The sequence below is a fragment of the Streptomyces sp. NPDC001508 genome, from assembly GCF_040298665.1.
In the GTDB taxonomy this organism is placed as follows: Bacteria; Actinomycetota; Actinomycetes; order Streptomycetales; family Streptomycetaceae; genus Streptomyces.
Genome location: NZ_JBEPAP010000012.1, coordinates 95,484 through 120,602 on the forward strand (window position 1 = coordinate 95,484; position 25,119 = coordinate 120,602).

The following is a 25,119-nucleotide window of genomic DNA, read 5'->3' on the forward strand; positions in this document are numbered from 1 at the left end:
CGAAATGACGGCCGACAGTCTGGACGCCTGACCCGCCGCTCAGCCTGGTCAGACACCCTTGCTGCTGTACAACCACGACCTGAATCCGGTCCACTGGCAGGCCCGGTCAGGCAGGTAACACAGCGCCGACGAAGACGTCGGCGCAATCCGAACCAGAAGAGGACACGATGGAAGCCACTCCGTCTTACTCCGAGGAGTTGAACAAGGAAGGCCGCGCCACGGCCACTCTTCCCCAGAAGCGCACCAAGCGGGACACTTTCGCCGCCTGCGTTGGTACCTTCACCGAGTACTACGACATCGGCATATACGCCCTTGTCGCACCCACGATCGCCACGCACTTCTTCCCTCCGGGTGACCAGGCCGCAGCGGTCCTCAGCACATTTGCCATCTTCGCTCTGGGCTTCGTTGTACGGCCGTTCGGCAGCATTCTCTTCGGCGCCATCGGTGACCGTCTGGGGCGGACTCGCGCGCTCACGACCGCCCTGCTATTGATGGCGGCCAGCACCTTCGCCGTCGGAATCCTTCCCACCTGGTCCTCGATCGGTGTCGTGGCCCCGCTGCTGCTCCTGCTGTGCCGCGTCGTGCAGAGCATCTCGGTCGGCGGTGAGTTCGCCGGTGCCAGCTCGTATCTGCTGGAGACCTCCGAGCCAGCTAAGCGGGGCCGGACCATCGGCATCTTGAATTTCGCCGTCGCCATCCCCCCACTGGTCGTCGCCGCGCTGCTCTACCTCATCTCGTCGGTACTCGATAACGCAGCCTACGAAGCCTGGGGTTGGCGGATCCCCTTCCTCCTGGCAGCACCCCTGGGACTCATCGGCCTCTACCTTCGGCTTCGGCTGAAGGAAAGCGACGAGTTCATCGCCATGAAGGAAGAAGGCGAGCAGGTGAAGAATCCAGTCGCGACGGCGCTCAAGACGCAGTGGCGCCGCATGCTCCAGCTCGCGGCGGCGACTGCCGTCACCGCAACCGCATCCTTCATCCTCAATTCGTATATGGTGACCTACCTCACCGGCACCCTCGGATACTCACGCGATGACGCTCTGCTGATGAGCTGTGCCGCATCTCTGTGTTTCGGAATCTTCATCCTCGTCGGCGGGTCGCTCGCCGACCGGTACGGACGACGCCCCGTCTTGTTGATCGGCAATGGCGTATTGATAGTGGCGCTGATCCCTTGCTTCCTGCTGGTCACGGCTGGGCACGTCGCCCTCGCCATGCTCGGGATGATCTTGTTCGCTGCCTGCCTCGGCCCCGTCTCAACGGCAGCTTTCATCATCGCCGGCGAGCTCTTCCCCACCTCGGTTCGGTACACCTGCAACGCCGTCAGCTACAACTTTTCGTACGCCGCATTCGGCGGGACGGCGCCGTTCATCGCTGCGTGGATGGTGTCTGCTACCGGCGTCACCATCGCTCCAGCGATCTACGCCACCGCGATCACGCTGATCGCAACAGTGGCTCTGTTCTTCACCCTGAAAGAGACACGCGGGAACGCCCTGCGAGACGGTGCCGAGGCGGCATCCCCCCAACCCAACTGAGATTACGCCCCAGACAGCGAAGAGGCTGGACAAGATCGACGACCGCCTCAATCCCCCTCAAGCAGCCCAAGAGGCAGGCGCACCTCACGACGCTCGCGGAGGCGTCGCAATCGAGACTGGAGAGAGCCGCAACATGAACATGGAAGTCAAACTGCAGGACCTGCTCGTCGACATGGTGAGGACCGTCAGCGTTAACCCTCCCGGTAACGAGGCCGCGGTCGCTGAGAGGATAGTGCGTGAATTCGACTCAGACGCGTGGTCTGTGCGCATCCTCGAGGGGCAGCCGAATCGTCCGAACGTCGTGGCCACTTTCGATACACAACGTGAGGGCCCCACGTTGATCTTCAACGGGCACATGGACACGCTGCCACCGGGCTCCGGATACCTGGGTGACCCGTTCTCCGGGCATATCGAAGACGGTCAGCTCTACGGACGCGGCTCCCTCGACATGAAGGCAGGGGTCGCGGCGATGGTGCGCGCCGCCATCAGCGCCGCCGATGCCGGAGACGTCACCCGGGGTCGTCTGGTGGTCGCCTGCGTCGCCGATGAGACGAGTGGCGGCACTGTCGGGACGGGGTATCTTGTCTCATCTGGTCATCTCACCGGCGATGCCGCCGTGGTCTGTGAGCCCACCGGGTCCACCGTCAGGCTGGCGCACCGAGGGTGCCTCTGGCTCGACGTCACGTTGTACGGTGAGTCGGCGCACGGCGGACGCCCCTGGCTGGGCCGCAACGCCATCGTGGCGGCCGCCGAACTCATCGTCCGTCTTGAGTCGCAGCTGCCCGAGGTGTTCGCCCGGACAACGCACCCACTGGTCCCCAGCCCAACCCTGAACGTGGGCACCATCCATGGCGGCGACAAGCCAAATCTCGTCGCCGACAAATGTGTCATCTCGCTGGACCGCCGTCTTGTGCCCGGCGAAACCTTCGATACGGCTGAAGCCCAGATCGTCGCTGTCGTCGAAGAACTCCTGAAGGATCGGCCAGGATTTTTTTCCTACGACGTTGAACGCCGGCTTGAGGTGAACTCAGCGGAGATCAACCCCGACGCTCGGATCGTTCGTGAGTGCGCAGCAGCGTACCGCGAGGTCACAGGCGACGATCCCGCGATGAGCGCGACTGCGGGATTCGAAGACGCGCATTACCTACTCGATGCGGGCATCGAGACCGTGATGTTCGGCCCATACGGCCGCGAAGACACCGCATCAGACACCGAGACACACACCACGAAGAGCGGGTCAAACTCGGAGTCGGTTTCGCTTGCAGAGACGTTGGAGACGGTTGAGATCTACCGGCGCATCATCCGCAGCTACCTGGGTGCTTGAGATGAGCACGGATCACGGCACCACCCAGGTTCGGGAGGCCCCCATGACAATCGAAAGGGACTCTGCAGCGGGAATGCGTCAGGTCGAAGACGAAGCAGTCCAGTTCACATCCGAGCTGATCAGTATCGACACCTCCAACCGAGGCTCAGGAGATGCATGCGAGCGACCTGCGGCCGAATACGTTGCGGAGCGGCTCGCCGAAGCTGGTATCGAACCGACGATCCTTGAATCCGCGACCGGTCGAGCGAATGTGGTTGCCCGCATTGAAGGGACCCGATCTTCTCTGCCAGGAATGCTGGTCCACGGTCACCTCGACGTCGTACCCGCCATGCCGGCCGACTGGAGCGCACATCCATTCTCCGGCGAGATTCGCGACGGAGTTGTTTGGGGTCGAGGCGCGGTCGACATGAAGGACATGGACGCGATGATGCTCGCGGTCGTCCGTGGGTGGGCCCGTCAGAACCGCCGACCGGTGCGAGACATCGTGCTTGCGTTCACCGCGGACGAAGAAGACACCATGACCTACGGGTCAAAGTGGCTCGTCGACAACCACGCCGACCTCTTCCAGGGCTGTACCGAGAGCATCAGCGAGAGCGGAGGCTACCGCTTCTATGCGGGGCAGGACACTCGCATCTATCCAGTCGGTGCCGCAGAGCGTGGGCAGGCGTGGCTCAAGCTCGAGGCCCGTGGTCGAGCTGGACATGGTGCGAAACCCAACACCGAAAACGCGATTGCCCGGCTCGCGGGCGCCATCGCACGCATCGATCAGTACCGCTGGCCACTGCGCGTAGTGCCGACGGTCCGCGCAGCGCTCGAGCAGCTCGCCGATATCGCCGGAACGGAAGTCGACCCGGACGATCCAGACCTCAGCCCTGCGCTCCTCCGGGAGCGACTTGGGGAGTCAGCAACGATCGTCGAAGCAACGCTGCGCAACAGCGCCAATCCGACAATGCTCAGCGCAGGCTATAAGTTGAACGTCATTCCCGGCGTCGCTGTCGCATATATCGACGGGCGGTTTGTCCCAGGCGGTGAGGAAGAATTCGCAGCGACGATGGACACTCTCGTCGGACCAGACGTCACTTGGCGGTTCGTCCACCATGCACCCGCCTTGGAGGCCCCCGTCAAATCACCAGTCTTCACCGCCATGCGCGAAGCACTTCTCGCTGAAGATCCGGGAAGTCATGTCGTGCCGTACTCCCTCTCCGGCGCAACCGACCACAAGCAGTTCTCACGACTTGGTATCGACGGCTACGGCTTCGTACCCCTCGGCCTGCCCATGGGATACGACTTCCAAGCCATGTTCCATGGAGTGGACGAGCGAGTACCGGTAGACGCCCTCCGCTTCGGCTCCAGGGTACTGGACCGGTTCCTGGCAACCGTCCAGTAGCACCAAGCCGCACATCTTGGGGAAATTCCCCTCTCCTGCCTCATCATAATACGAGAAAGAAAACGCTTCAGGGTTTGGTGGAAGGCCACACCAAACGCCGAAACATCGCTGCACCGGCTCGCACCCGAATGGTAATTGAGCCGACCCTGCAAGGTTTCTACCCGCGCCGAGATGACCATCAAGCGAACATGTTGATGCGCCGATCTGAGCGCGCGGGTTCCCCGCACACACCGAAGGAACGCGAAATCATGGAAGCGTCTCCAACCCCGAACCTGGACGCGATAGTCGACTTCACTACCCGTCTCACATATGACGACATCCCGGAACGGGTAGCGCTGCAAGCGGCACGTTTGTTGATGGATACCGTCGGGTGCATGTTCGGTGGAGCGCAAACCGATCTCGGTCGTCGTGTGGTTGACGCGCTCGCCCCACTGAGCGGTCGCGATGATGCGACGATTGTCGGGACACGACACAAGGCCGATCCGGTTACCGCGGCTTTTGTCAACGCTGTCCTGTCCGATGCGCTCGACTACGAGGACACACTTCGTGCACATCCGAGCGCAGCCGCAATCCCTGCTGCGCTCGCCATCGCGCAAGCGCGTCGGATCGATGGCCGGCGACTCATTGCCGCGGTGGTTGCCGGGTACGAAGTCGGGGTCCGGGTGGCGGATGCCATTCAGTCAAGTGCTGAGCAAGCTCGTTTGGTGCCATCAAAATTTTCTTGGATGGCCTTCACGTCGGCTGCAACGGCAGTGAACATCGCCGGGCTCGATGCAGAGAAAGCTCGCCACGCCTTCGGGTACGCTTCCTCGGGAAGTCCTTTGCCTGTCTGGATCAGCAAATCCTCCCGCCCGCTGAATGACATCAAAAACAATTTCGGCGAGCAAGCACGTGCCGGCGTCCTCGCCCTCCACATGGCCGAGAGCGGCGTGAGAACTCCAGTCGGCACCCTCGATAGTGAATTTGGGTTTTGGCGCATGGTCGGCTCCGACCGCTACCAGCCCGAGAAGCTCGTGAAAAATCTGGGGGTCGATTGGCGCATCGAAGACTCCTATTTCAAGGGGTACCCTGCCTGCCTGTATCTCCATTCGATGCTTGATGGCTTGACGGAACTACGCGACCGATATTCCCTGCTGCCAGAAGATATTGCCGAAGTAAAGGTCGGATCGTTCCGAGAGATGGCCGAATGGTTCGGAGATCCCCAGCCGGTCAGCATCGTGGACGCTGAGTTCAGCGCGCCTTATACAGCTGCAATGGTGCTCACGAGGCGGCAGCCAGGCCCTGATTGGTACAGTTCGTCGGCTATGAATGATTCGACTGTTCGTTCGCTAGCCGCACGAGTGACGCTGCACGAGGATTCCAGAATGGAAGCACTCTGGCTTGATCGACAAAGCTACGGGAGTCGAATACAGCTACGGACCACAGACGGTCGAGAGTTCAGCGTGGCCAAGGAAGACTGTCGCGGCGGAAAGAATAATCCCATTGGAGATGATGAGCTGGCCAGAAAATTCCTTACGCTGACGACTCCATTGTTGGGAGCTGTTGGCGCCGAAAGCCTGAGGTCTAGACTCCTCAAAGCTGCAGAATTGACGCGCGTACCTGACCTCTCATCCACCGGAGAGCCTGAGTTCGGTACTCAATGAAACCCGGCGCCCGACCTTCTGCGGCTCCCGGCAAGTCGGTCTACAGGCTTGTCAGTCCCAGGCCAACTGGCCCGTCCACTGGGAACGGGAATCTGACGTCGCGATACCGGCGGTGCGCAACGATCGCCACCCTGTTTTCGTACCGTCTTGGTGGTTCTGCGAGCCTTGGCGCCTGTTCACCTTGCCGTTCGGGGCTGGTGAACAGGCCGGGTTCGGGTTCTGTGGGGATGCCGCGGCTCACGAGGCGTTCGAGCTTGGCCCGGGTGCCTTCGGTGTGCCGGTTCCCGGTGCTTCGCAGATGTCCTTGGTCCGTAGGCCGTGCTCGCCGTCCTCGAACAGGGCGAGGATCTGGCGGGAGGCGGACGGCGGCTGTGAGCCGCCGGGATCGCTGTCACTGTTCTCTTATCGTGGGGCGATGCAAGTGTTTCCTGGCAGTCCTGGTGGTGTTCCGTCGGAGAGCACGCTGCGGCACCTTCTCGCTCATGACGAGAGCGGCATCCTTCGTCTCGTGGTCGCGCCGCCGGCTCAGGACGCCGCACTGCACGGTGCCCTGATCGCGGACGAGGGCACCGCCTCGTCGTACGACGGTCGCATCGTGCTCGCCACGGGGGTGCGGCCCGACGCCGCGGCGGCTGCCGACGCGGTGCGCGACGCCGCGCGCAAGGGCGCCGCCGCCGTCGTTCTCGGCGGTACGGCCGACCCGGCCGAGCCGGCGCGCGCCGCCGCCGGCGAGATGGGCACGGCCTTGCTCGCCCGGGCCACGTGGGCCACGTGGGACGACGTTCTGGAACTCGTGCGATCGGTGCTGGTCCTCAACGATGCGAGCGGCCAGGACAGCCTCGCGCAGAGTGCCGCCGGTGGAGGCCTCGTCATGCTGACGGCGACCGTCGCCCGCGCCTGCCAGGCGTCCATCACCGTCGAGGACACGCAGTTTCGGGTTCTGGCGCACTCGGCCACCAGCGCCGACGCCGACGGACTGCGGCAGTCCACCATCCTCGGCGGCAGGGTGCCCGAGTGGCGCGTCGCCGAATTGCGCCGCAGCGGACTGGTGCGTGCGCTGTGGACCAGCCACGATGTCATCCACCGGCCCGCTCAGGGTGACGATCCCGAGCGCCTGGTGATCGCCATCCGCAGCGGCGGCGAGGTGCTGGGCTCCATCTGGGCGGCGGCCGACGGAGGACAGCTCTCCCCGGACGCGCCGCAGGTGCTGCGGCGGGCGGCGGAGGTCGCCGTGCCCTACCTGCTCCAGGAGCGGCTGCGAGGGAGTGTCGAGCCCCGGCGGCGGGAGCATGCCCTGCGAGGGCTCCTGACCGGCGAGGGCGACCCCCGCTCGCAGTTGTGGACGCTGGGACTCAGCGCCGATACCGCATGCGCCGTGGTGGTCGCCGAGCGGGACCGCCGTGCCGGACCCGACGCGGAGTACAGCCTCCAGGCACTTGGCGCCCAGGCGTCCGTCCTCCGCTCCACCGCCCACACCTGGCGTGACGGACCCGCGCTCATCGTGCTGCTTCCCGTCATGAGCGGGAACGAGCGTGACGTCGCAGGGTTCGCCCGCGAACTCGACTCCCTGGCCGCCGCCACGCCCGGCGCACCACCCGTGTGGACCGGCGCGGGCCCGCTGGTCCCCACGCCTCTGGACGCGGCCGACTCCTACGCCGAGGCGCTCCTGGTCGTCAGGGCGCTGCGCGACCGCGAGGCTCGTGGCCTGCGGTCCCACCGTCCCGTCCCGGTCGGGGCGGACGTCGACGGCCGGCCACCGGTGCGCTACGCGGGACCGGGGGAGACCGCGCAGACGGTGGCGGTGCTACGGGTACTCGATGCGGTCCGTCCCGTCTGGGAACGTCACGGCGGACCCGTGCACGACATGATCGCCGCCGACCTTGCGGCGGGAGGCGAACTGGTCCGCTCGCTCGCCGCCTACCTGGACGAGGCGGGCGACATTCCACGGGCCGCACAGCGCCTGGTCCTGCATCCCAACACGTTGCGCTACAGGCTGCGCCGTATCCGTGAGCGGTTCGGTGTCGACCTCGACGACCCCGACACCCTGCTCATCGTCACCCTGGCCGTACGTCTCGCCGCTTCACCTTCCGCGTGACGACGAGCGGAAGGAAGCACAGGAATTCCGTCCGAGAGGCGCCAGCTCGGCCGTGACCGTTGAAGCGGCCCACAAACGTCCGGTGAATTCTTGTGCCGGGCCACGAAGACTCCGGGCCGGTCGCAGGAGAGACTCTTATCGCATCCCGGCCTCCCTACGGAGAAAGTCTGCACGTGAGCCCCTACAGTGACATCGCACGAGACGACCGCCCGTACTCCGCCACCACCGCGTCCCAGGCCCCCGAAAGCATCGGCGCCGTACTGCGTCAGGCGATCGGCAGCGGCCTGCTCCGGACGGAACAGCCCGTCGCCGGCTTCCTCGACGTCCACGGCATCCGCGGGTCCGTGGCCGCCCTGCACGCGGCCTTCGGCGGTGTCCCCAACGTCCTGCACACCTTCGCCGCCAAGGCCGCCTCGCTCGTGCCTGTCCTGCGGCTCCTGGCCGAGGAGGGCATGGGGTGCGAGGTCGCGAGCCCAGGGGAACTGCGGCTGGCCAGGGACGCGGGCTTCGCCCCGGAACGCGTCGTGCTCGACTCACCCGCCAAGACCCACGAGGAGATCACCGAGGCGCTCGCGTGGGGGATCGCCCTCAACGCCGACAACCTGGACGAGCTGAGGCGTATCGACGAACTGCGGCCGGCCGGTTGCATGTCCGTCATCGGACTACGTGTCAACCCCCAAGTCGGTGGCGGCACCATCGGGGCGATGAGCACCGCGACCGCAACCTCGAAATTCGGCGTCGCCCTGCGTGACGCCGGAAACCGCGCGGCCGTGATCCGGGCATTCGCCGACCGTCCCTGGCTCACCAGGCTCCACGCCCACGTCGGCTCGCAGGGCTGCCCGCTCGACCTGATCGCCGAGGGCATCGCCGAAACGTACCGGCTGGCCGAAGAGATCAACGCCGCAGTGGGCCGGCAGCAGATCACCAGCCTCGACATCGGCGGCGGACTGCCGGTCAACTTCGCCGACGCTGAAATCCGCCCGACCTTCGACGACTACGCCGCCGCCCTGCGCGCCACCGTCCCTGGACTGTTCGACGGACGCTACGGCCTCGTCACCGAGTTCGGCCGGTCTCTGCTGGCCAAGAACGGGTTCATCGCCGCCCGGGTCGAGTACGCCAAGCAGGCCGGCGGACGCCGGATCGCGGTGACCCACGCCGGTGCCCAGACAGCCACCCGTACCGTTCTCATGCCCGGTGCCTGGCCCCTGCGGGTGGGTGCCTTCGACCACGGCGGAGAGCCCCTGACCGGACCGGTGGTCGCCCAGGACATAGCCGGACCCTGCTGCTTCGCGGGCGATGTGGTCGCCGAGGACCGCGCGCTGCCCGTCCTGAGCGAGGGCGACTTCGTCGTCCTGTACGACACCGGCGCCTACTATTTCTCCACCCCTTGGGCCTACAACAGCCTGCCGCGCCCCGCCGTGTACGGGTACACGCACACCGGCACGGTCCGGCTCACCCCCGTGCGTGACGCCCAGACCCTGGACGAGATAGCGGCCGAGAGCGGCGCGCGCCACGCGGACCGGCTCCTTGAACTGACGAGCGCGGGACAGACTTCCTAAGAAGTCGTCTCATCTGGTCAGTCTGCGGTAGCAGATGAGGCTGCAGGCGAGGGCGGTGAAGGCCAGGAAGTGTTCGGCCTTGCGTTGGTAGCGGCGATGCAGGCGGCGACAGCCGGCCTGATGGGGCTCGTTGAAATTCCCCACCCCGTGCTCAGGGATGGGACGGACCTGCTCACCGAGATTCCCCACCCACAGGGCGCTGACCTGCGTCGGACGCCACAAGGGAGGGGCCGCCCGATAGCCAGCCAGGTCCAGGGGCGGGGCGAGCAGTCCAGGGTGCGCGCAGCGCATCGCGTGAGCGACGCCGAAGGCGCCCTTGACGGCTCGGCACGGCCCGCACACTCCACGAGCGGGCGGCCCCGGCCCTCGTCGCCCACGGCAACCGAGTGGGGAACGAAGAGCAGCCCTGGGGAAATTCACGAAGCCGCATCAGGCTGGCCAGGACATGGTGGAACGCCTCCACCGGCACGGACCGGGCTACCGGTTTGGCCCGCAGGCCGAGGCACTGCGGCAGATCGTCGTGCAGAACTACTACCGTGACGCGGCAGGCCGCCTGCGCCGGCGCACCGCCGACGACGGCGGTCTGCCGCCTCCTCCTCAGCGGTCGTCTCGCCTTACGACACTACGGCGCGTTACGTCCGCCATGGGCACATCATCCACTGGAAGGAGTTCGCCGCGCAGGTCACCGAGACGTGTGCCTCAGACAGCATCAACGTGATCACGGACGTGGCCACCACGTCGGCCGCCACGAACGACGGCCAGGCCCTGCCCGGCATCCACACCCGACTGGCGCGTCGCGGGCTGCTGCCCGCCGAGCAACCCGGTCGACGGCGGCTACACCTCTCTGGTCCGCCTGGAACGAGCCACCCGTGAACACCAGGTCACCGTCCACGCCCACTGCCGGGCAACCCCACCCGCCGGCACCGCAGGAACGAAGGCCTCGACCGGGACGACTTCCCCATCGGCTTCGACCGCCGACAGGTCACCTGCCCACCGGGGCCAGGTCAGCCGGGGCCGGGACGGCCCCTGCCCGACGTCCTCGCCCACCGCCGCCCCGCCGACCGTGGCCCGGTTCACCAAGAGCCGGTGCCGCCCCCGCCCGGCCGGCACCCGGTGCGCCACCACCGCCGACAGCGCCCGGAGCGTGGGATTTCCCCCACGAGAACTCCGCGACCTGCAACTCCACATCCGCGCCGAGCAGCAGAAACCCGGCTGGAAGACCCGCTACGCGGTCCGCTCCGGAGTCGAGGGCACCATCAACGAGTTCGCCCACGGACACGGTATGCGCCACTGCCGCTACCGAGAACAGCCGAAAACCCATCTGCAACACGTACTCACGGCCATCGCCGTGAACATCGCACGCCTCAGCAGCCTGCCACCGACCGAGGAAACCCCCTCACCACGACCACCGGCCGCCTTCCAGACCTTCCTGGACCAGCACGACATCCCCCCGCCGAAGTCCCGGCGAACGCCGGGCAGCTGACCTCGACCACTCCAAGATCCCCGACAGAGTCAAGCTCAAGCGCAGAGCCTCGGACCCTGTGGGGCTGCGCGCCCGTGCCGCCGCACGGGCGTCAGAGGGGCCGTGTCACTGTGGCGTGCAGTTCGCGCACGCCGCTGCTGCAGCGGGTGCTCGAATCGGCGGGGGTGCCGCGGGCGGGCCGGGGTGGGGCCCGGATGCTGCGGGTTCTGAACGTCAGGCTGTCGCGGTGCACTGTCCTGTTGCAGCTGATGCGGATGCCGCTGCCGCCCCTTGTCACCCCGCGGGTGCTGGGCGTGGACGAATTCGCCCTCTACGGCGACACCTACGGAACTCTCCTGGTCGAGGCCACCACCCGTCTCTCCCTCACACTCTGCCAGGGACGGGACGCCGAACAACTCAGCCAGTGGCTTCGTGAACATCCCGGTGTCGAGGTCGTGTGCCGGATGGCTCGCTGACCTACCGGCAGGACATCACCGCCGGTGCCTCAGATGCCGTGCAGGTCAGCGACCGCTTCCATCTCTGGCAGGGACCGTCCCGTGGCATTCAAGGTCTTGCCGTCGCCCACCGAGGCTGCCTGAGTTCAGCCCTCCCGCCAACCGCAGAGGCCGATCCGGGCCCGGACGAGGAAACCGCCGAGGACGCTGCAGCAGACACTCGAGCCGGTCTGCACGCCAGGAGACCGTTCGAGGCTGTGCACACCCTGACCGACATCGGACGCAGCTACAGCGCCGTGGCCCGGGATGTCTGTACGCACGTGAGTCGGCTCCACGGTACGGACGAGTTTGGGCACCACCCTCGAACCGGCAGTCGAAGGTTCGCCCTCGCCCGAGACGGCCTCTTCTCGCAGGCCACGCCCCTGCTTCAACCCACAACCGGGCTCACCGTCGAACGACTGTCGGAGCCAGAAGAACTCGGTGCGCTGGTACCCGAAAGCCTTGCTGCAGACACCCGGGAGGTCGGTCTGGACCGCCGGACAGTGCGCAAGTATGCCCGCGCCCGCAACTGGCATGAAGTCATGGGCCGCCCACCCCGCAAGCCCTCCACCGTGGACCCCTACCCCGACTACCTGCAACAACGCTGGGACGAGGGAGAGCGCAACGCGATGGTTCTCCATGAGGAACTCCGCGACAAGGGCTGCCTCGGGCACTACCAGCGCGTGAAGGAAGATGGCCGTCGCGCCCCTGCGACGCGGGCTGCCGCTGGACCAGCCCCGCGAGCGTCCGCCATCTCCGCGCGAGAGTGCCTGCTGGATCACCACCCACCCAGACCGCCGCGGCCTTGACGACACACACCGCCTGTACCGGCTCCTCGAGCACTGTCCGGAACTCAAGCACGCTCACGACTTGGTCCGCCGGTTCGCCGCCATGCTCGACAACCGCGACGCCGGCTCCCTGTCGTCCTGGCTCGACGAACTCTCCAGCAGCGGACTGCCACCGCTTGCCGGTCTCGCCGGAGCCCTGCGCGAAGACCGGCATGCTGTCGCCCAAGGAATCGCCACGATCTACAGTTCTGGCGTTAACGAGGGCCGTATCACTGCCATCAAGCTCCAAAGACGCCTGAAGGCAGGGCGTGCCGGCGTTCCACTCCTGCGCCACCGCGTCGTCCTGATCGCCCACCTCCGCCGCCGTTACGCGGTTCGGTCGACCATGGCACCGAGATGATCTGTGCCTACGAAAATCTTGCCAGAGGCAGCTGACGTCGTACGCCGACACCGTGACCGCCACCACCACAAGCACCAGGGCCCTGCACCGGTCTATCCGGAGGCTTCGTCAGCCGGAGTGGCAACAGATGTCACGGTCCCACGCTCGAACAGACTCAGCGAACCACCTGGATGGTGCTGGATCCGTCAGCAACGAATTAGGTCTCTGACGTCCATGCCGGGGATCGGCGTCGGGACCGGAGCAGGGATCCTCATCGACGTCGGCGACGGCACCGCTTTCCCGTGCGCCGCCCATGTGGCCGCCTATGCCGGACTGGCGCCGGCGACCCGCAGCTCGGGTTCCTCGACCCGGGGTGAACAGCCCTCCCGACGAGAAAACAAGCAGCTCAAGCGGGCCCTGTGTTCGCGGCCCTGGCCGACCCGGTCTCGCGGGCCTGCTACGACAAGAAATCGCCCGGGGAAAGCACCACACCCAAGCCCTCCTCCGCCTCGCGAGACGACGAGCCGACGTGCTCTTCGCGATGCTCCGCGGCGGCACCTTCCACGGCCCACAACCAAGCCCCACGATTTGACGAAACCCGTAGGGCACCCCCGCACGCTCGCCGCCTGTTCCGCCCGGCCGGCGGTGCGGCTGCCGGTCAGCGGGACGCCAGGCGCGAGCCGACCTCGGCGAGGGTGCTCCGGGCGGCTGCCAGGGCGGTGAGAATGTGTGGCGCGGCTGCGCGAAGGGTGGCCTCGGGCGGGCTGGCGGAGGGTTCGAGAGCGGCCTTGATCGTATGGCCCAGCAGATCCGCTCGGTGTTCCAGGCTGAAGTCCTCGCGCGGGGGTACCGCGATGCCGCCTGTGATGAATCCGGTCAGCACCGTGTCGATGAGGTAGATCTGGTCCGCCGCAGATGCGACGTCCGTCAGCAGCCCATGTTCGCGCCACACATCGATGAGCCTGGCGAGCAGGGTGTGGAAGCCGAGTTCCTGCGCGACAGGCATCCCGCTCGCCGGTGTGGCGAGCGCGCCGAGTACTTCGCTGTCACCGGCGTGGATGGCGCGGGCCAGGGGATTGTGGGTCTGCTGAAGGAAGACCTCCCGGACCAGCCTGCCGGGCAGGGCGGCTGCGGGGTCCTGCTGGATTCGGGCCGTGACAGCCTCAAGGACCTCCTGGAACTCGCGCCGCAGCAGCTCGGTGAACAGCAGGTCCTTCGTCTTCCAATGCAGGTAGACGGTGCCCTTGCCGATCCGTGCGCGACGGGCGATCTCATCCACGGTGACCCGCTTGTAGCCCCAGGCCAGCAGCAGTTCGCGCGCGGCGGCGAGGATGCGTTCGGTGCGTTCGGTGTCGGTCTGTTCGGAAGCGGCCGGGTGTTCCAGGGGCATGCGGACAGCATCCCACCCGGCTCCCTGGATGACCAAATTTCAAAATTGGTCATCCAGTACTCACCTGGTCTAAGGTCGAGACATGGCTGCTCCCTCACTCCCCCCACGCGGCGCCCGGCGCGCTCTCATCGTCGGATCCGGCATCTCGGGCCTGGCCGCGGCACTGAGCCTGCACCGAGCCGGATGGGAGCCCCTGGTCATCGAACGGGCGCCAGAGCGCCGTACCGGTGGCTATTTCGTCCGTTTCAACGGCGCCGGCTACACCGCGGCCGAACGCCTCGGCATCCTGGACTCGCTCCCGGACCGGCGTGACCCTGACAGCCGCATGTTCGAGGTCGACTCCCGCGGCCGCTTCACCCCAGGTCTCGCCTTCCCTCGGCAGCTCAACGGCACCCCCATGCGCATGCTGCTGCGCAGCGACCTGGAGCGCGCCCTGTACGAGGCGGTCCACGACCTGGTGGAGATCCGCTACGGCACGGGACCCGCCGCCATCACCCAGGACCGTGGCGGGGTGACCGCGACGCTCACCGACGGCTCCGTGGAGAGCGCGGAGCTGCTCGTCGGAGCCGACGGCATCCACTCCACCGTGCGCTCCCTCGTCTTCGGCCCCGAAGATCTCTATCGCAGAGATTTCGACCATGTCGTGGCGGCCTGCGTCATGGACACCCCGCTGCCCGGAATGCGTGAGGGTGACTCCGTGGTGGCCACCGCACCCGGCCGCTCCGCGTGGATCAACAGCTACCGCGATCATCCCCCGGTCGCCTTCCTCCTGTACTGCACCCCCTGGCCCGCCGCCGAGATCCGCAAAGAGCCCGCCGACGCCCTGCGCGAGGCGTTCGCCGACTTCGGCGGGGACGTCGTGCCCGCCATGCTCGACGCGATGGACCGCTCCGAGTCAGTCCTGTTCGACCAGGTCAGCCAGATCCGCCTCAACCGCTGGAGTCAGGGCCGGGTCGTCCTGCTCGGCGACTCCGCCTGGTGCATGACCCTCCACTCCGGCCAGGGTTCCGGCATGGGGATCGCCGGTGCCGAACTGCTGGCCCGCCTGCTCACCGAACCCGGCAGCATGCCCGCCGCCCTCGGCACATGGGAGCAGAAGCTCCGCCCGCTCGTCACCCGCCACCAGAAGGAAGCCCTGCGCATGCAGCACTTCTTCATGCCGGCCAACCGACTGGGCTACCACGCTCGCCGTGGCTTCATCCGCGCCACCAACACCCCGGTCGGATCCAAACTCGCCCAATTCATCATGAACTGACATATCCAGCGGGCCGCAATCGGCGATGTCATCTGCGGGACTTCGGTCTGCTTGTCTCGGCGCCGCCGCTGACCGCTGTTCGGCGTCTCGCACTCCGCCGCCCATCGCGTGATCGACCCCCTCGGCCCGCTACTGGCACTGGCCCCGGTCCGGCGCACCAATTCCGATATCGGTGCTGCGCTCACCGTTCGGCCGTCGGTCGCCGGCGCGACCGAGCCGTCCACCGCGTGCACCAGAGCCTGGTAGAGCAGATGCGGGCCGGCGCCGCTGTAACGCCCGCCGAACACCGTGCCCGAGCAGAAGTGTCGCCGTTATCGTTGACCGGTGATCGGCAACCTTGAGACGTTCCAGGACGAGCTGGCCGCCAGCGGGTTTCCGCCGCTGGTCAACAAGCTGGCCGGGGCCAGCTTCCGGGGCCGGATCGCCACCCGCGACCTCGGGCCGCTGCGGCTGGTCTCCCTCGACACGCCAGAGAGCTCCTGCATCGGGCAGGAGCGCGACGCCTCCGACGGCGAGAACCTGGCGGTCAAGGTGATGACCTGGGGCCGGACGCGGATCGAGCAAGGGCGCGGCGACGCCGAACTCGGGCCGACCGACCTGGTGCTGCTCGATCCCACGCGTACGCTCCGGTTCGAGAGCACCGCCGCGGCGCACGTCACTATCCTGGTTCCGCGCCGGGAGCTTCGGATCCGGCCCGCGCAGATCGACCGGCTCATCGGCGTACGCATCGACGGCAGCCACGGCCCGGGCGCTCTCGTCTCCGTGCTGGCCCGGGAGTCGGCGCGGTCGGCGACCGGGTTCCGCGAGGCGGAGGCGCTGCGGTCGGCGGCGGCCGTCGTCGAGCTGATCGCGGTCGCACTGGAGGCCCGGCTCGGCGACGACCAACCGGCCCCGGACGAGTGGCTGCGGGACCGGATCACCGGCTACATCGAGGCGCGGCTGGCCGATCCCGATCTGTCCCCGCCCGGCATCGCCGCCGCCCATTACATCTCAGTACGCCGGCTGCACAAGCTGTTCGAGGACCAGCCGCTCACCGTCGCGGCCCTGATCCGCCGTCGCCGCCTGGAGCGCTGCCGAGCCGAGCTGACCGGAAGCGGACGTACTGTCACCGCCGTGGCCGCCCGGTGGGGATTCTCCGATCCCACCCATTTCAGCAAGCTCTTCAAGGCGACGTACGGCTACAACGCCCGCGCACTGGTAACCAGCAACCGTGCACAGACGACCAAGACGCGCACAGCCGGCCCGGGAAAGGATGGTGGTGACCAAGGCACGCAATAGCAATAGGAGAAGTCGTGGCGAAGGTGAACATCGTCCGCCCCGGTGAGGGCGAGATCCTCGGCAGCGGGGCACAGCAGATCCGCATCCTGGAGAACGGCGAGCACACCGACCACCGGCTGGGGTTCGCCGAGGTCACCATTCCGCCAGGCACCCCGAGCCCGTTGCAGCATCGCCACGCCCAGCATGACGAGGGCTTCTACGTGCTGGCGGGAACTTTCCGGTTCACCGTCGGCGAGGACCAGTACGACGCCGGGCCGGGCACCTGGGTCATCGTGCCGACCGGGGCGCCGCACACGTTCGCCAACGTCGGCGACGAGAACGCGGTCATGCTGAACACCTTCACGCCGGACCTGTATGTGCAGTACTTCCGCGACTTCAAGGCCATGATCGATTCCGGGCAGCCGGTCAACGCCGAGACCATGCAACCGCTCTGGAAGAACTACGCCACCGAGATCTCGAACGAATACGCCTCGTGAAGCGCCTTCAATACGACCGCTACGGCGGCCCGGAGGTGATGCGGCTCGCCGAATTCGAGCCACCACGCCCGGGTCCGGATGAGGTTCTCGTCCGCGTCCGAGCGGCGGCTTCCAACGCGCTGGACTGGAAGATGCGTAACGGCGAGATGAAGCTGATGACCGGCCGCTCCTTTCCCCGGGCGATGGGGCACGACTTCGCCGGAGTCGTCGAGGCGGTCGGCGCCGGCGTCACCCGCCTGAAGGCCGGCGACGCGGTACTCGGCCACGCTCGGTTCCGGCAGGCGGGGGCGTTCGCCGAGATGGTGACGGCCCCGGAGAAGGCGGTCGTGCTCAAACCGGTGGACCTTTCGTACGAGCAGGCCGCCGCCCTGCCGACCGTGGGCGTGACCGCCTACCAGGCCACGGCGGAAATCCGGCCTGGGCAGGCGGTCTTCGTCAACGGATGCCTGGGCGGTGTGGGCCGGGCCGCCGCCCAGTTCGCCCGGGCGCGGGGAGCCTCGGTCGCCGGCAGCTGCCGCAACCCTGCGACCGACAAGGCCCACGAGCTCGGCGTCGAACCGGTCGTGGGTTTCGGCTTCGACCCGGCCGCCCTCGCGGAACGGTTCGATCTCGTCCTCGACACGCCCGGCATACTTCCCTTCGCCGCGGCCCGAACGCTGCTGAAGCCCGGCGGAACCATCGTCGACATCGTCCCAACCCCGGCCAAAATGATCAGAAGCGCACTGCCCGGCCCGTTCCGGGCGATGATGGGCCGGCCAGTGACCGCCGACCTGGAGGAGGTGGCCCGGACCCTGCGCCTGCCCATCGCCCGTACCGTCCCGTTGTCCGAGGCGATTCCCGCCCTGACGGAGCTGGAGCGCGAGCAGCGCCCGAAGGGCGGCAAACTGGTCATCGCCATGGCCGGAAGCTAAGCCGGGCCGAGCTGAGGGTGTCTCGTGACTGCTCTTGGTAGTGACCACTGGCCGACTCGCGGTCAGCCCGTGAGGGCGAGGTTGTGCAGGTGGGCGACGCCCGAGGCGGTGTCCGCCAGGGTGCTGGCCGCGCGTCGGTAGTCCCGCAGGATTTTCCAGCACTTCATCCGCGCCAGCGCGTGTTCGACGCGGGCGCGGACCTTGCGGTGGATGGCGTTGAGATCTTCCTGCCAGTCGGTCAGTGTCCCGTCGGCGGGTTTACGGTAGGGCACGATCACGTCGGGGTTGCCCTGGCAGCCGCCGTCAGCCATCACCGGACGCCCGGCCAGTTTCTGGTCGATGCCTGAGCTTGACATTTAAGCTGCTTGCTTCTTTCCGTCGGTTCCATTCGTGTCCGTTTTGACCCGCTTGCCGACGGGGTGTTGGTGCGCACGGCGCTTGTTCTTCGAGCCGGCCGGTCGGCCTGGACCGGCCTTGCCGGGTTTCGGTGCGCCGGTCGGCTGGGGTGTCTTCCAGCGGAGGCGGTGAAATCCTCGACGGACGCGGGCAGGGGTGAGGCGGCCCGGCTTCGCCGGGCGCTCCCAGGGCTTGCGGAGGTCTTCCGCCAGAGGCCGGGCGAGGCGGAGTTGGGTATGGGCGGCAAGAACGAGCCAGGCCCAGCGGTCCGCCGCCTCGGTAGTGCGGATCTTCGGGCGGGTCCATCCCAGGGTCTGCTTCGCCATCCGGAAGGTATGTTCAAGATCGAATCTTCGCAGGAACGACCGCCAGAGCCGGTCCACGTCTGCGGCCGTGGCACTGACTCCCGACCACCACAGCCACACCGGCTTGGGGTCGCGGTCCCCGGGCAGGTGGTCGACCTGCAGCCGGACGACCGTGCCCGGGATGACCGGGAGGTCACCGGCGGGACGGTCGGCCCAGGCCGACCGTCGGCTCAGCAGCGGGTGCAGCCGGTCCCAGGATCGGGCGACGGCCTGCCCGTAGCGGCCGGTCGCGCTGGTGGTGCCTCGTGGAACTTCTCGGGCGTGAACTGCTGGACCCATGGCAGCTGCTCGTCGTAGTCGTTGAGCCCGCTGGTTTGGCGCAACAGGTTCTTCACGGTGATCTTGCTGCCGTCGTTGCCGTTGCCGTGCACGACGCCGGGCAGCCAGTGCTCCACCGTGTCGTCGAGTTTGAGCTTGCCCTCGCCGACCAACTGGAGCGCGACCGTGGCCGTGAAGGTCTTGGTGATGCTGCCGATGCGGTAGTAGGCGTTCCAGGGCATCGGTTGGCCGGTCTCAAGATCCGCAGTACCGGCCCTGGCCTCTGCGTGTCCATCAGCGGACTGGACCCGGGCCAGAGCGCCTACGGCGCCGGTCCTGTGCACGGCGTCGACATCGCGCTGCAGCAAGCTCTGGTCGGGCCCGGGCCCGCCGGGGACAGCGGCGTCGGCGGCAGCCGCCACTCCCGTGGCAAGGGTGGCTATCGCCAGGGTGGCGACGCTCAGCCGCGCACCGGTGGATAGGCGGGCATTGAACCCGCCCTTTCGCGTGAAGAAGCTCTTGCTCATGTCTCCTCGCCCTTCTCTGGGTTTCTTCCTGAGGTCGACGCGCCGCGGCGCGCTGTTCGCGTGGCCTGGGGGCACCGGTCGCGTCGCGGTGTCACGCGCCGCACATCCCTCGGTTCCCTCGCCTTGTGGTGGAGCCGGCGGCACGGCTCATTCGCGGGCCGCGGCGAGCCGGATCGGACGAGGCCGGGTTGCGGTCAAGGCGGTGAGGGCGCTGGTGGCTCCGATGACCACATACGCGCCCGCGAAGACCGCCATGGTGAGGTGCCACGGGACAGCGATCACCGTGGTGCCGATGGTGCTTGCCGAGGCGGCGGCGATGCCGGCCAGGGCACCGGCCACGACGACGGAGCCAAGCATCAGCCCGATCGTGGTGACGGTGGCAGCCTCAACGAGTGCCATGCGTATCACCTGCGGGCGGGAGAGCCCGGTCATGCGGATGACAGCGAATTCCCGCTTGCGTGCGGAGGCACCCATGACGACGGCGTTGATCGCCGCCATGGCGGTGTAGAGCCCTGAGAGTCCCATGAGCACGACCAGCGTCGACTGGTTCGTTTGCTGCTGTTCGCCGGACTGGTCCGCAGCCCAGGCAGCGACGGTGGCCGCGGTGCCGATCCCCTCGTCGCTGATGGCCTGCGCCACCTCGGCGGGGCTCACCCCGCGCTCGACATGGACGACCACGTGGGCGGATGCCTTGGTGAGCAGAGCGGGCGGCACCAGGTCGCGCGGAACGAGGATCTGCTGGCTGGTCGACAGCCGCTCGGGGAGCACGGCCACCAGCCGCAACCGCACCTTCTCGTTGCCCAGGTGGGCCGTCGCGGCCTGCCCGAGGGCGATTCGGTCGCCGTCGCTCGTGCGCTGGGTCACCGCGACGGCACGCCCGCTCAGGTCACCGAGGCTGCCGTCCAGCGGGGTGAGACGGTGCGCCCGCCGGTAGGCGTCGGGGTCGACGGCGACGATGCCGGAGACATACCGGTCCTGGCTGCTGCTGCTGCTGCCGTTGCGCACGTTCAGATCGAGTGTCATCGGGATGCTGAACTCCGGGGAGGCGTCCGCGACCCCGGGGACGGATGCGACGCGGTCGGCATGTGCGCCGGTGGTCCGCACCACAAGGTCGCCGGCGAGGTTGTCCCGCAGCTCGATGTCGGTGGCGCGGGCGACGGCGTTCAGGGTTCCCGCCAGGCCGAGGAACAGGGCGACCAGGACGATGAGCGGGGCGGCCGTGGAGGCGCTGCGGCGCACGGCGTGGCGCAGGTTTGCCTCGGCGAGGGTACCGAGGATGCTGCCGCGCAGGGCCAGGCCGATCAGGCGACTGGTCAGGGGGACAGCGAGCGGGCTGAGCAGGGTCAAGGCAATGCCGCCGATGACCGCGACGCCCAGGGACAGGGCGAGCGCGGCGACCAGCCCGGCGTACGGGGCGATGAACACCAGCACGACGGCGCAGGCCAGCAGCCCGAGCCCGCACACCCACCGAGAGGGCGTCATGGCCCGGCGCACGGTGGCGGCCGAGCGCAGCGCTTCCAAGGGCTGTACCCGTGCGGCGCTCCGGGAGGCCGCGAGGACGCCGAGGACGGCGACGGCGAGCCCGGCCCCGGCGGCGGCGACGGTCGGCCAGAGGGCCGTGCCGACGTTGAAGCCGTCGGGGAGGAATTCCGCCTGGCCGAGCAGCCACATCTGGGCATGGATCGCGGGAATGCTGAGCGGGATGCCCAGGGCGGTGCCGCAGCCGCCGAGTAGCAGCGCCTCACCGAGCAGCAGCCGGCGGACCTGGCTACGTCCGGCCCCGACCAGACGCAGCAGCGCGAGATCCCGGCGCCGCTGGGCCACGGTGAACGCGAAGGTGGTGGCGACGATGAAGACGGTCAAGAAGATCGTCAGCATCGCCGCCATGATCATGACCGTGGCGACGTCGTCATAGGCGGTACGCAGTTGTTCCGCTGCCGGCGGGGACTGTCCGGTGTGGGTCGGTGGGGTGGCGGCCGAGGCGGCGATCTGGAGGGCTGCCGCGGTCAGCGCTACCCCCACGGCGAGGCTGATGACGGCGCCGGCGAAGAGCACCCAGCGGTCCCGGAGGGTGGAAAACGACATGGACAGCATGGGTCACCCCTCCAGGCCGGCCAGCCGGCCGGCCACCAGGGCGGCTGAGGGCCGCGTCAGCCGGTCGGCAATGCGGCCGTCGCGCAGGAAGACGACGGTGTCGGCGCAGGCGGCCGAGACCGGGTCGTGGGTCACCATCACGATCGTCTGCCCGGCCGCGGTCATCCGGCCGAGCAGGTCGAGCACCGCTCGGGCCGACTTGGTGTCCAGAGCACCGGTGGGCTCGTCGGCGAACAGGACGGCCGGCCGGGTCACCAGCGCGCGGGCGATGGCCACACGCTGCTGCTGTCCGCCGGACAGCTCGGCAGGGCGGTGGCGGGCACGGTCGCCGAGCCCGACCGCATCCAGCGCAGCGCGCACATCCCTACCGGACGGCCGGGCTCCGGCCAGCCGCAGAGGCAGGGCCACGTTCTGTTCGGCGGTGAACGAGGCGATGAGGTTGAAATTCTGGAACACGAACCCGATCTGCCGACGGCGCAGCCGGGTCAGCTCGGACTCGGCTGCGGCTGTGATGTCCCGCCCGCCGAGGACCGCCTGGCCCGCATCGAGCCGCTCAAGACCGGCCATGCAGTGCAGCAGCGTGGACTTCCCCGACCCCGAGGGCCCCATGACGGCCGTCCAGGAGCCGGCGGGCACCTCAAGATTCACATGATCGAGCGCCCGCACGGCGGCGCCCCCGGCCTCGTACGCCTTGACGGCAGCGGAGAGCCGAGCGGCGGGTACCGGCCCCGGCGCCGCGCCGGCTGCGGAGTTCCTCCTGGAATGCGCGTTTGTCATGCTGTCCAGCCTGCGGCCGGGGCGGGGCCCAGCGGAATCATGCCCACCCACGTCCTGACCGGGGGTTAACCCACGGACCGGGCCGTGGGCCGTCCGGCTGGAGACGCCCAACCGTGATCCGTAGGGTCACTGGTATGAGACTTCCGGCCCTCGGCCGCGCCCGCTCCGGGCCGGTCACACAGGACGCCGGCGCCCCGCGCCCGCCCCGCACCTGGAGGGCGGCGCTCTACCTGCTGACCGGGCTCCCCCTCACGGCCGGCGCCGCCCTCGTGCTCGTCGCCGGGTTCGCTTTCGCGCTGGCGACCCTGGCGGTGGCTCTGCTCGGGATCCCGGTCACCGCCCTGACACTGGCCGCGGCCGACCTGGTCTGCCGGGCCGAACGGGCACGCACCGCGCTCCTGCTCCATGCCGTAGTACCCGGACCGGCTCCCGCGCCGTGGACCCGGGGGCCGTGGCGCACGCGGCTGCGTGCGCTGCTGGGCCCGCGGCGGTGGTGGCAGGCGGTCGCGGTATTCCTGCTCGTGCCCGGGCACCTCGCAGGGTTCGCGGTCGTCGTCGTCCTCTGGTCGGCCGCGCTGGGCCTGCTCGCCCTGCCCCTCTACGTCACCTTCGGTGGAACCGTGGTCGTGGGTGCAGGGCGGCTCGAAGGTGCCCCCACCCTCACCGTCTGCGCACTCGCCGGTGCTTCATTGCTTTTCGTCGCCCCGCCGCTCACCCGTGCCACGGCGACGCTCCTCCTGGCCATCTCCCGTCGGCTGCTCGGCACCGACGAGCGGCAAACGCTCGCCGACCGCGTCGATGAGCTCGAATACCGACGTGCCGCCGCCGTCAACGCGGCCGAAGCGGAGCGGCGCCGCATCGAACGCGACCTCCACGACGGCGCCCAGCAGCGGATCGTCGCGCTGACCATCGACCTGGCGCGCGCCAAGAGCCGCTTCGCAGCCGATGACCCCTACGCCGCCCGACCGCTCGTCGAAAAAGCCCACACCCATGCCATGACCGCACTCACCGAGCTTCGCGACCTGGTCCGCGGCGTCCATCCCCCAGTCCTGACCGACCGCGGCCTCGACGCCGCGCTGTCCGGCCTCACGAGTCTGAGCCCCGTGCCCGCCACCATCGACGTGCGACTGGAGCGCCGCCCGCCCATGGCCACGGAGTCGGCCGCCTACTTCGTGGCCGCCGAAGCCCTCGCCAACGTCGCCAAACACGCCCGCGCCCAGGCCGTCGCCGTCACCGTGCGGCAGACAGGCCAGCTGCTGGTCCTGACCGTGCGCGACGACGGCATCGGCGGGGCCGACCCGGCCGGCCCCGGGCTGACCGGCCTCACCGGCCGGGTCGCCTCCGTCGGCGGCCGCCTCACGGTCACCAGCCCTCCTGGCGGTCCCACCACCCTCACCGCGGAGCTGCCATGCGCGTCGTAATCGCCGAGGACGCCGTCCTCCTCCGGGAAGGACTCACCCTCCTGCTCGAAGAGGCCGGCATTGACGTGGTCGCCGCGGCAGGCGACGCCGAGACCTTTCTGCGAGCCGTCGACACACACCACCCGGACGCCGTCATCGTCGACGTCCGCATGCCGCCCACCTTCACCGACGAGGGACTGCGCGCCGCCCTCCTCCTACGCCGCCAACAGCCCGGCGTCGGCGTACTGGTCCTGTCCCAGTACGTCGAAGAACGCTACGCGAAGGAACTGCTCACCCACCGCAGCGAAGGCGCCGGCGGCCTCGGCTACCTGCTCAAGGACCGCATCGGCAACATCGATGAATTCCTCGACGCGCTGCGCCGCGTCGAGACCGGAGGCAGCGCCCTCGACCCTGAAGTCGTCGCCCAGATCCTCACCCGCAAGGAAGACCGGTTCGTGCCCCTGACCGCCCGGGAACGCGAGGTCCTCGCGCTCATGGCCGAGGGCAGATCCAACGTCGCCATCGCCGAGCGCCTCGTCGTCGGCACCGCCGCCGTCGAGAAACACGTCAGAGCCATCTTCGACAAACTCGGCCTCGCCCCGGTCGACACGGACCACCGGCGGGTGTTGGCAGTCCTCGCCCACCTCAGCCACTGACCGGTGTAACGGCGGATGAAACGAACCGAGTGTCTGCGTCTTCGCCTCGGAGAGACGAAGGCCAAGAGGTTGCAGCACGTCGGCGATGTCCTCGCGCAGCGCTTCTGATGGCCGCGGAGGCCCGTGTCCTGGGACACGGTGGTGTTCGGGCCGTCGCGCGGGCGGCCAAGGCGGCGTAGCACGCTACCTGGACTCCGTTGAATCCCGCCAGTCAATCAGGGTTCCCGCAGTCATCGACTATGAAGTGCCCGCCTATGCCTCGGCCGGAGGAAAGGCAATCATGGCGGCGTTCAAACCAGCCTACGTACACGGCTATTCCCCGGCCCTCTCCTGCCGACAGCCACTCCCACCACGATTCGCACCCCTGGCGCGTTGGCCCACGAGCTGGCGCGGGTGAGACTCATGCGGTATGCACGCGTAGCCGGCGAGTGGCGCCAGAACATCCATTCCGTAGCGGTGGCTGTCCCCAGCCGCACAGGCTGGCCGACGGTCGCGCTCTCCCTCGCGGTGCCGCCGAACCGGATGGATGCCAGGACCGATTCAGCCCCGACTCACCAAAAACACCTTCTCGCGCACCTATGCTCCGCGGCTCAGGCCCTCGCGGGCCGAATTAACCACCTCACCGAGCCGTAACTGTCCTTCCGCTCCGTGGAAAGACCGACCCCACTGGCCT

20 protein-coding genes and 5 pseudogenes are annotated in these 25,119 nt (G+C 68.2%); 18 read left to right on the forward strand and 7 right to left on the reverse strand.

The annotated features are described in order from the left end of the window. Positions 1-167: 167 nt before the first annotated feature. The 6 genes from ABT245_RS14370 to ABT245_RS14395 all read left to right on the forward strand — a co-directional run bounded on the left by ABT245_RS14370 (position 168) and on the right by ABT245_RS14395 (position 9,540). Positions 168-1,532 carry an MFS transporter gene (locus ABT245_RS14370; RefSeq protein ID WP_351733150.1) on the forward strand — a complete coding sequence of 455 codons (1,365 nt, stop codon included), beginning with the start codon at positions 168-170 and terminating at the stop codon, positions 1,530-1,532. A gap of 133 nt (positions 1,533-1,665) precedes the next feature. Then, positions 1,666-2,856: a M20 family metallopeptidase gene (locus ABT245_RS14375; RefSeq protein WP_351733153.1), complete on the forward strand. Its 1,191-nt coding sequence runs from the start codon at positions 1,666-1,668 to the stop codon at positions 2,854-2,856. A gap of 43 nt (positions 2,857-2,899) precedes the next feature. Continuing rightward, positions 2,900-4,243 (forward strand): M20/M25/M40 family metallo-hydrolase, encoded by a 1,344-nt coding sequence (locus ABT245_RS14380; protein WP_351733155.1) that lies wholly within the window; start codon positions 2,900-2,902, stop codon positions 4,241-4,243. A 77-nt stretch (positions 4,244-4,320) separates the two neighbouring features. Then, complete coding sequence (locus tag ABT245_RS14385; protein ID WP_351733284.1) at positions 4,321-5,886, forward strand: MmgE/PrpD family protein; 1,566 nt, start codon at positions 4,321-4,323, stop codon at positions 5,884-5,886. Between the two features lie 415 nt (positions 5,887-6,301). Next, the gene (locus ABT245_RS14390; RefSeq protein ID WP_351733158.1) at positions 6,302-7,981 is read left to right on the forward strand and encodes a PucR family transcriptional regulator; all 1,680 of its coding nucleotides are present in this window, start codon (positions 6,302-6,304) and stop codon (positions 7,979-7,981) included. 248 nt (positions 7,982-8,229) lie between these two features. Beyond that, positions 8,230-9,540, forward strand: coding sequence for a type III PLP-dependent enzyme domain-containing protein (locus tag ABT245_RS14395; RefSeq protein ID WP_351733288.1), 1,311 nt, complete (start codon positions 8,230-8,232; stop codon positions 9,538-9,540). 9 nt (positions 9,541-9,549) lie between these two features. Here ABT245_RS14395 and ABT245_RS14400 read toward each other — a convergent pair. Beyond that, a pseudogene (locus tag ABT245_RS14400) lies at positions 9,550-9,657 on the reverse strand (IS5/IS1182 family transposase); the annotation flags it as partial. 946 nt (positions 9,658-10,603) lie between these two features. On the opposite strand from ABT245_RS14400, the gene ABT245_RS14405 reads away from it, so the two are divergent. From ABT245_RS14405 to ABT245_RS14420, 4 genes and pseudogenes are all read left to right on the forward strand, one after another. Continuing rightward, positions 10,604-11,023 carry a transposase gene (locus ABT245_RS14405; protein WP_351733160.1) on the forward strand — a complete coding sequence of 140 codons (420 nt, stop codon included), beginning with the start codon at positions 10,604-10,606 and terminating at the stop codon, positions 11,021-11,023. A gap of 194 nt (positions 11,024-11,217) precedes the next feature. Beyond that, a complete protein-coding gene (locus ABT245_RS14410) occupies positions 11,218-11,478 on the forward strand; it encodes a hypothetical protein (protein WP_351733162.1) in 261 nt (86 codons plus the stop codon). A gap of 711 nt (positions 11,479-12,189) precedes the next feature. Beyond that, a complete protein-coding gene (locus tag ABT245_RS14415) occupies positions 12,190-12,684 on the forward strand; it encodes a transposase (RefSeq protein WP_351733165.1) in 495 nt (164 codons plus the stop codon). Between the two features lie 204 nt (positions 12,685-12,888). Then, positions 12,889-13,255 (forward strand): annotated as a pseudogene (locus ABT245_RS14420) (transposase); the annotation flags it as partial. 66 nt (positions 13,256-13,321) lie between these two features. Here ABT245_RS14420 and ABT245_RS14425 read toward each other — a convergent pair. Next, a complete protein-coding gene (locus ABT245_RS14425; protein ID WP_351733167.1) occupies positions 13,322-14,053 on the reverse strand; it encodes a TetR/AcrR family transcriptional regulator in 732 nt (243 codons plus the stop codon). Positions 14,054-14,135: 82 nt separating this feature from the next. Here ABT245_RS14425 and ABT245_RS14430 point away from each other — a divergent pair, with 82 nt between their 5' ends. The 5 genes and pseudogenes from ABT245_RS14430 to ABT245_RS14445 all read left to right on the forward strand — a co-directional run bounded on the left by ABT245_RS14430 (position 14,136) and on the right by ABT245_RS14445 (position 17,973). Next, entirely contained in the window at positions 14,136-15,308 is a 1,173-nt protein-coding gene (locus ABT245_RS14430; RefSeq protein ID WP_351733170.1) for an FAD-dependent monooxygenase, read from the forward strand. Between the two features lie 72 nt (positions 15,309-15,380). Next, a pseudogene (locus ABT245_RS46065) lies at positions 15,381-15,476 on the forward strand (IS5/IS1182 family transposase); the annotation flags it as partial. A 156-nt stretch (positions 15,477-15,632) separates the two neighbouring features. Continuing rightward, on the forward strand, positions 15,633-16,586 hold the full coding sequence (locus tag ABT245_RS14435; RefSeq protein ID WP_351733172.1) for a helix-turn-helix domain-containing protein: 954 nt from the start codon (positions 15,633-15,635) through the stop codon (positions 16,584-16,586). 14 nt (positions 16,587-16,600) lie between these two features. Continuing rightward, complete coding sequence (locus ABT245_RS14440) at positions 16,601-17,062, forward strand: cupin domain-containing protein (RefSeq protein WP_024494953.1); 462 nt, start codon at positions 16,601-16,603, stop codon at positions 17,060-17,062. Then, complete coding sequence (locus ABT245_RS14445) at positions 17,059-17,973, forward strand: NADP-dependent oxidoreductase (protein WP_351733176.1); 915 nt, start codon at positions 17,059-17,061, stop codon at positions 17,971-17,973. The genes ABT245_RS14440 and ABT245_RS14445 overlap by 4 nt, the downstream gene beginning before the upstream one ends. A 62-nt stretch (positions 17,974-18,035) precedes the next feature. Here the strand turns inward: ABT245_RS14445 and ABT245_RS14450 are convergent. The 5 genes and pseudogenes from ABT245_RS14450 to ABT245_RS14470 all read right to left on the reverse strand — a co-directional run. After that, positions 18,036-18,320 (reverse strand): annotated as a pseudogene (locus ABT245_RS14450) (transposase family protein); the annotation flags it as partial. A 9-nt stretch (positions 18,321-18,329) separates the two neighbouring features. After that, positions 18,330-18,974: pseudogene (locus ABT245_RS14455) on the reverse strand (NF041680 family putative transposase); the annotation flags it as partial. Continuing rightward, a complete protein-coding gene (locus ABT245_RS14460; protein ID WP_502982118.1) occupies positions 18,905-19,519 on the reverse strand; it encodes a serine hydrolase domain-containing protein in 615 nt (204 codons plus the stop codon). The gene ABT245_RS14460 and the pseudogene ABT245_RS14455, both read right to left, overlap by 70 nt. A 147-nt stretch (positions 19,520-19,666) precedes the next feature. Beyond that, positions 19,667-21,604 (reverse strand): FtsX-like permease family protein, encoded by a 1,938-nt coding sequence (locus ABT245_RS14465; RefSeq protein WP_351733178.1) that lies wholly within the window; start codon positions 21,602-21,604, stop codon positions 19,667-19,669. A 12-nt stretch (positions 21,605-21,616) separates the two neighbouring features. Further along, positions 21,617-22,390 carry an ABC transporter ATP-binding protein gene (locus ABT245_RS14470; RefSeq protein WP_351733181.1) on the reverse strand — a complete coding sequence of 258 codons (774 nt, stop codon included), beginning with the start codon at positions 22,388-22,390 and terminating at the stop codon, positions 21,617-21,619. 134 nt (positions 22,391-22,524) lie between these two features. On the opposite strand from ABT245_RS14470, the gene ABT245_RS14475 reads away from it, so the two are divergent. The 3 genes from ABT245_RS14475 (at position 22,525) to ABT245_RS14485 (ending at position 25,079) form a co-directional block, all read left to right on the forward strand. Then, on the forward strand, positions 22,525-23,811 hold the full coding sequence (locus tag ABT245_RS14475; protein ID WP_351733183.1) for a sensor histidine kinase: 1,287 nt from the start codon (positions 22,525-22,527) through the stop codon (positions 23,809-23,811). Beyond that, on the forward strand, positions 23,799-24,446 hold the full coding sequence (locus ABT245_RS14480) for a response regulator transcription factor (protein ID WP_351733186.1): 648 nt from the start codon (positions 23,799-23,801) through the stop codon (positions 24,444-24,446). Before ABT245_RS14475 ends, ABT245_RS14480 begins: the two co-directional genes overlap by 13 nt. 330 nt (positions 24,447-24,776) lie before the next feature. After that, the gene (locus ABT245_RS14485; RefSeq protein WP_351733294.1) at positions 24,777-25,079 is read left to right on the forward strand and encodes an IclR family transcriptional regulator domain-containing protein; all 303 of its coding nucleotides are present in this window, start codon (positions 24,777-24,779) and stop codon (positions 25,077-25,079) included. Positions 25,080-25,119: the final 40 nt, after the last annotated feature.

Bases quoted from the DNA above. Each gene is read 5' to 3' on its own strand.
- ABT245_RS14380 (WP_351733155.1), top strand. From the start codon at position 2,900: ATGACAATCGAAAGGGACTCTGCAGCGGGAATGCGTCAGGTCGAAGAC.
- ABT245_RS14425 (WP_351733167.1), bottom strand. From the start codon at position 14,053: ATGCCCCTGGAACACCCGGCCGCTTCCGAACAGACCGACACCGAACGC.
- ABT245_RS14390 (WP_351733158.1), top strand. From the start codon at position 6,302: ATGCAAGTGTTTCCTGGCAGTCCTGGTGGTGTTCCGTCGGAGAGCACG.
- ABT245_RS14465 (WP_351733178.1), bottom strand. From the start codon at position 21,604: ATGTCGTTTTCCACCCTCCGGGACCGCTGGGTGCTCTTCGCCGGCGCC.
- ABT245_RS14410 (WP_351733162.1), top strand. From the start codon at position 11,218: ATGCTGCGGGTTCTGAACGTCAGGCTGTCGCGGTGCACTGTCCTGTTG.
- ABT245_RS14430 (WP_351733170.1), top strand. From the start codon at position 14,136: ATGGCTGCTCCCTCACTCCCCCCACGCGGCGCCCGGCGCGCTCTCATC.
- ABT245_RS14415 (WP_351733165.1), top strand. From the start codon at position 12,190: ATGGCCGTCGCGCCCCTGCGACGCGGGCTGCCGCTGGACCAGCCCCGC.
- ABT245_RS14370 (WP_351733150.1), top strand. From the start codon at position 168: ATGGAAGCCACTCCGTCTTACTCCGAGGAGTTGAACAAGGAAGGCCGC.
- ABT245_RS14480 (WP_351733186.1), top strand. From the start codon at position 23,799: ATGCGCGTCGTAATCGCCGAGGACGCCGTCCTCCTCCGGGAAGGACTC.
- ABT245_RS14470 (WP_351733181.1), bottom strand. From the start codon at position 22,390: ATGACAAACGCGCATTCCAGGAGGAACTCCGCAGCCGGCGCGGCGCCG.
- ABT245_RS14375 (WP_351733153.1), top strand. From the start codon at position 1,666: ATGAACATGGAAGTCAAACTGCAGGACCTGCTCGTCGACATGGTGAGG.
- ABT245_RS14460 (WP_502982118.1), bottom strand. From the start codon at position 19,519: ATGAGCAAGAGCTTCTTCACGCGAAAGGGCGGGTTCAATGCCCGCCTA.
- ABT245_RS14475 (WP_351733183.1), top strand. From the start codon at position 22,525: ATGAGACTTCCGGCCCTCGGCCGCGCCCGCTCCGGGCCGGTCACACAG.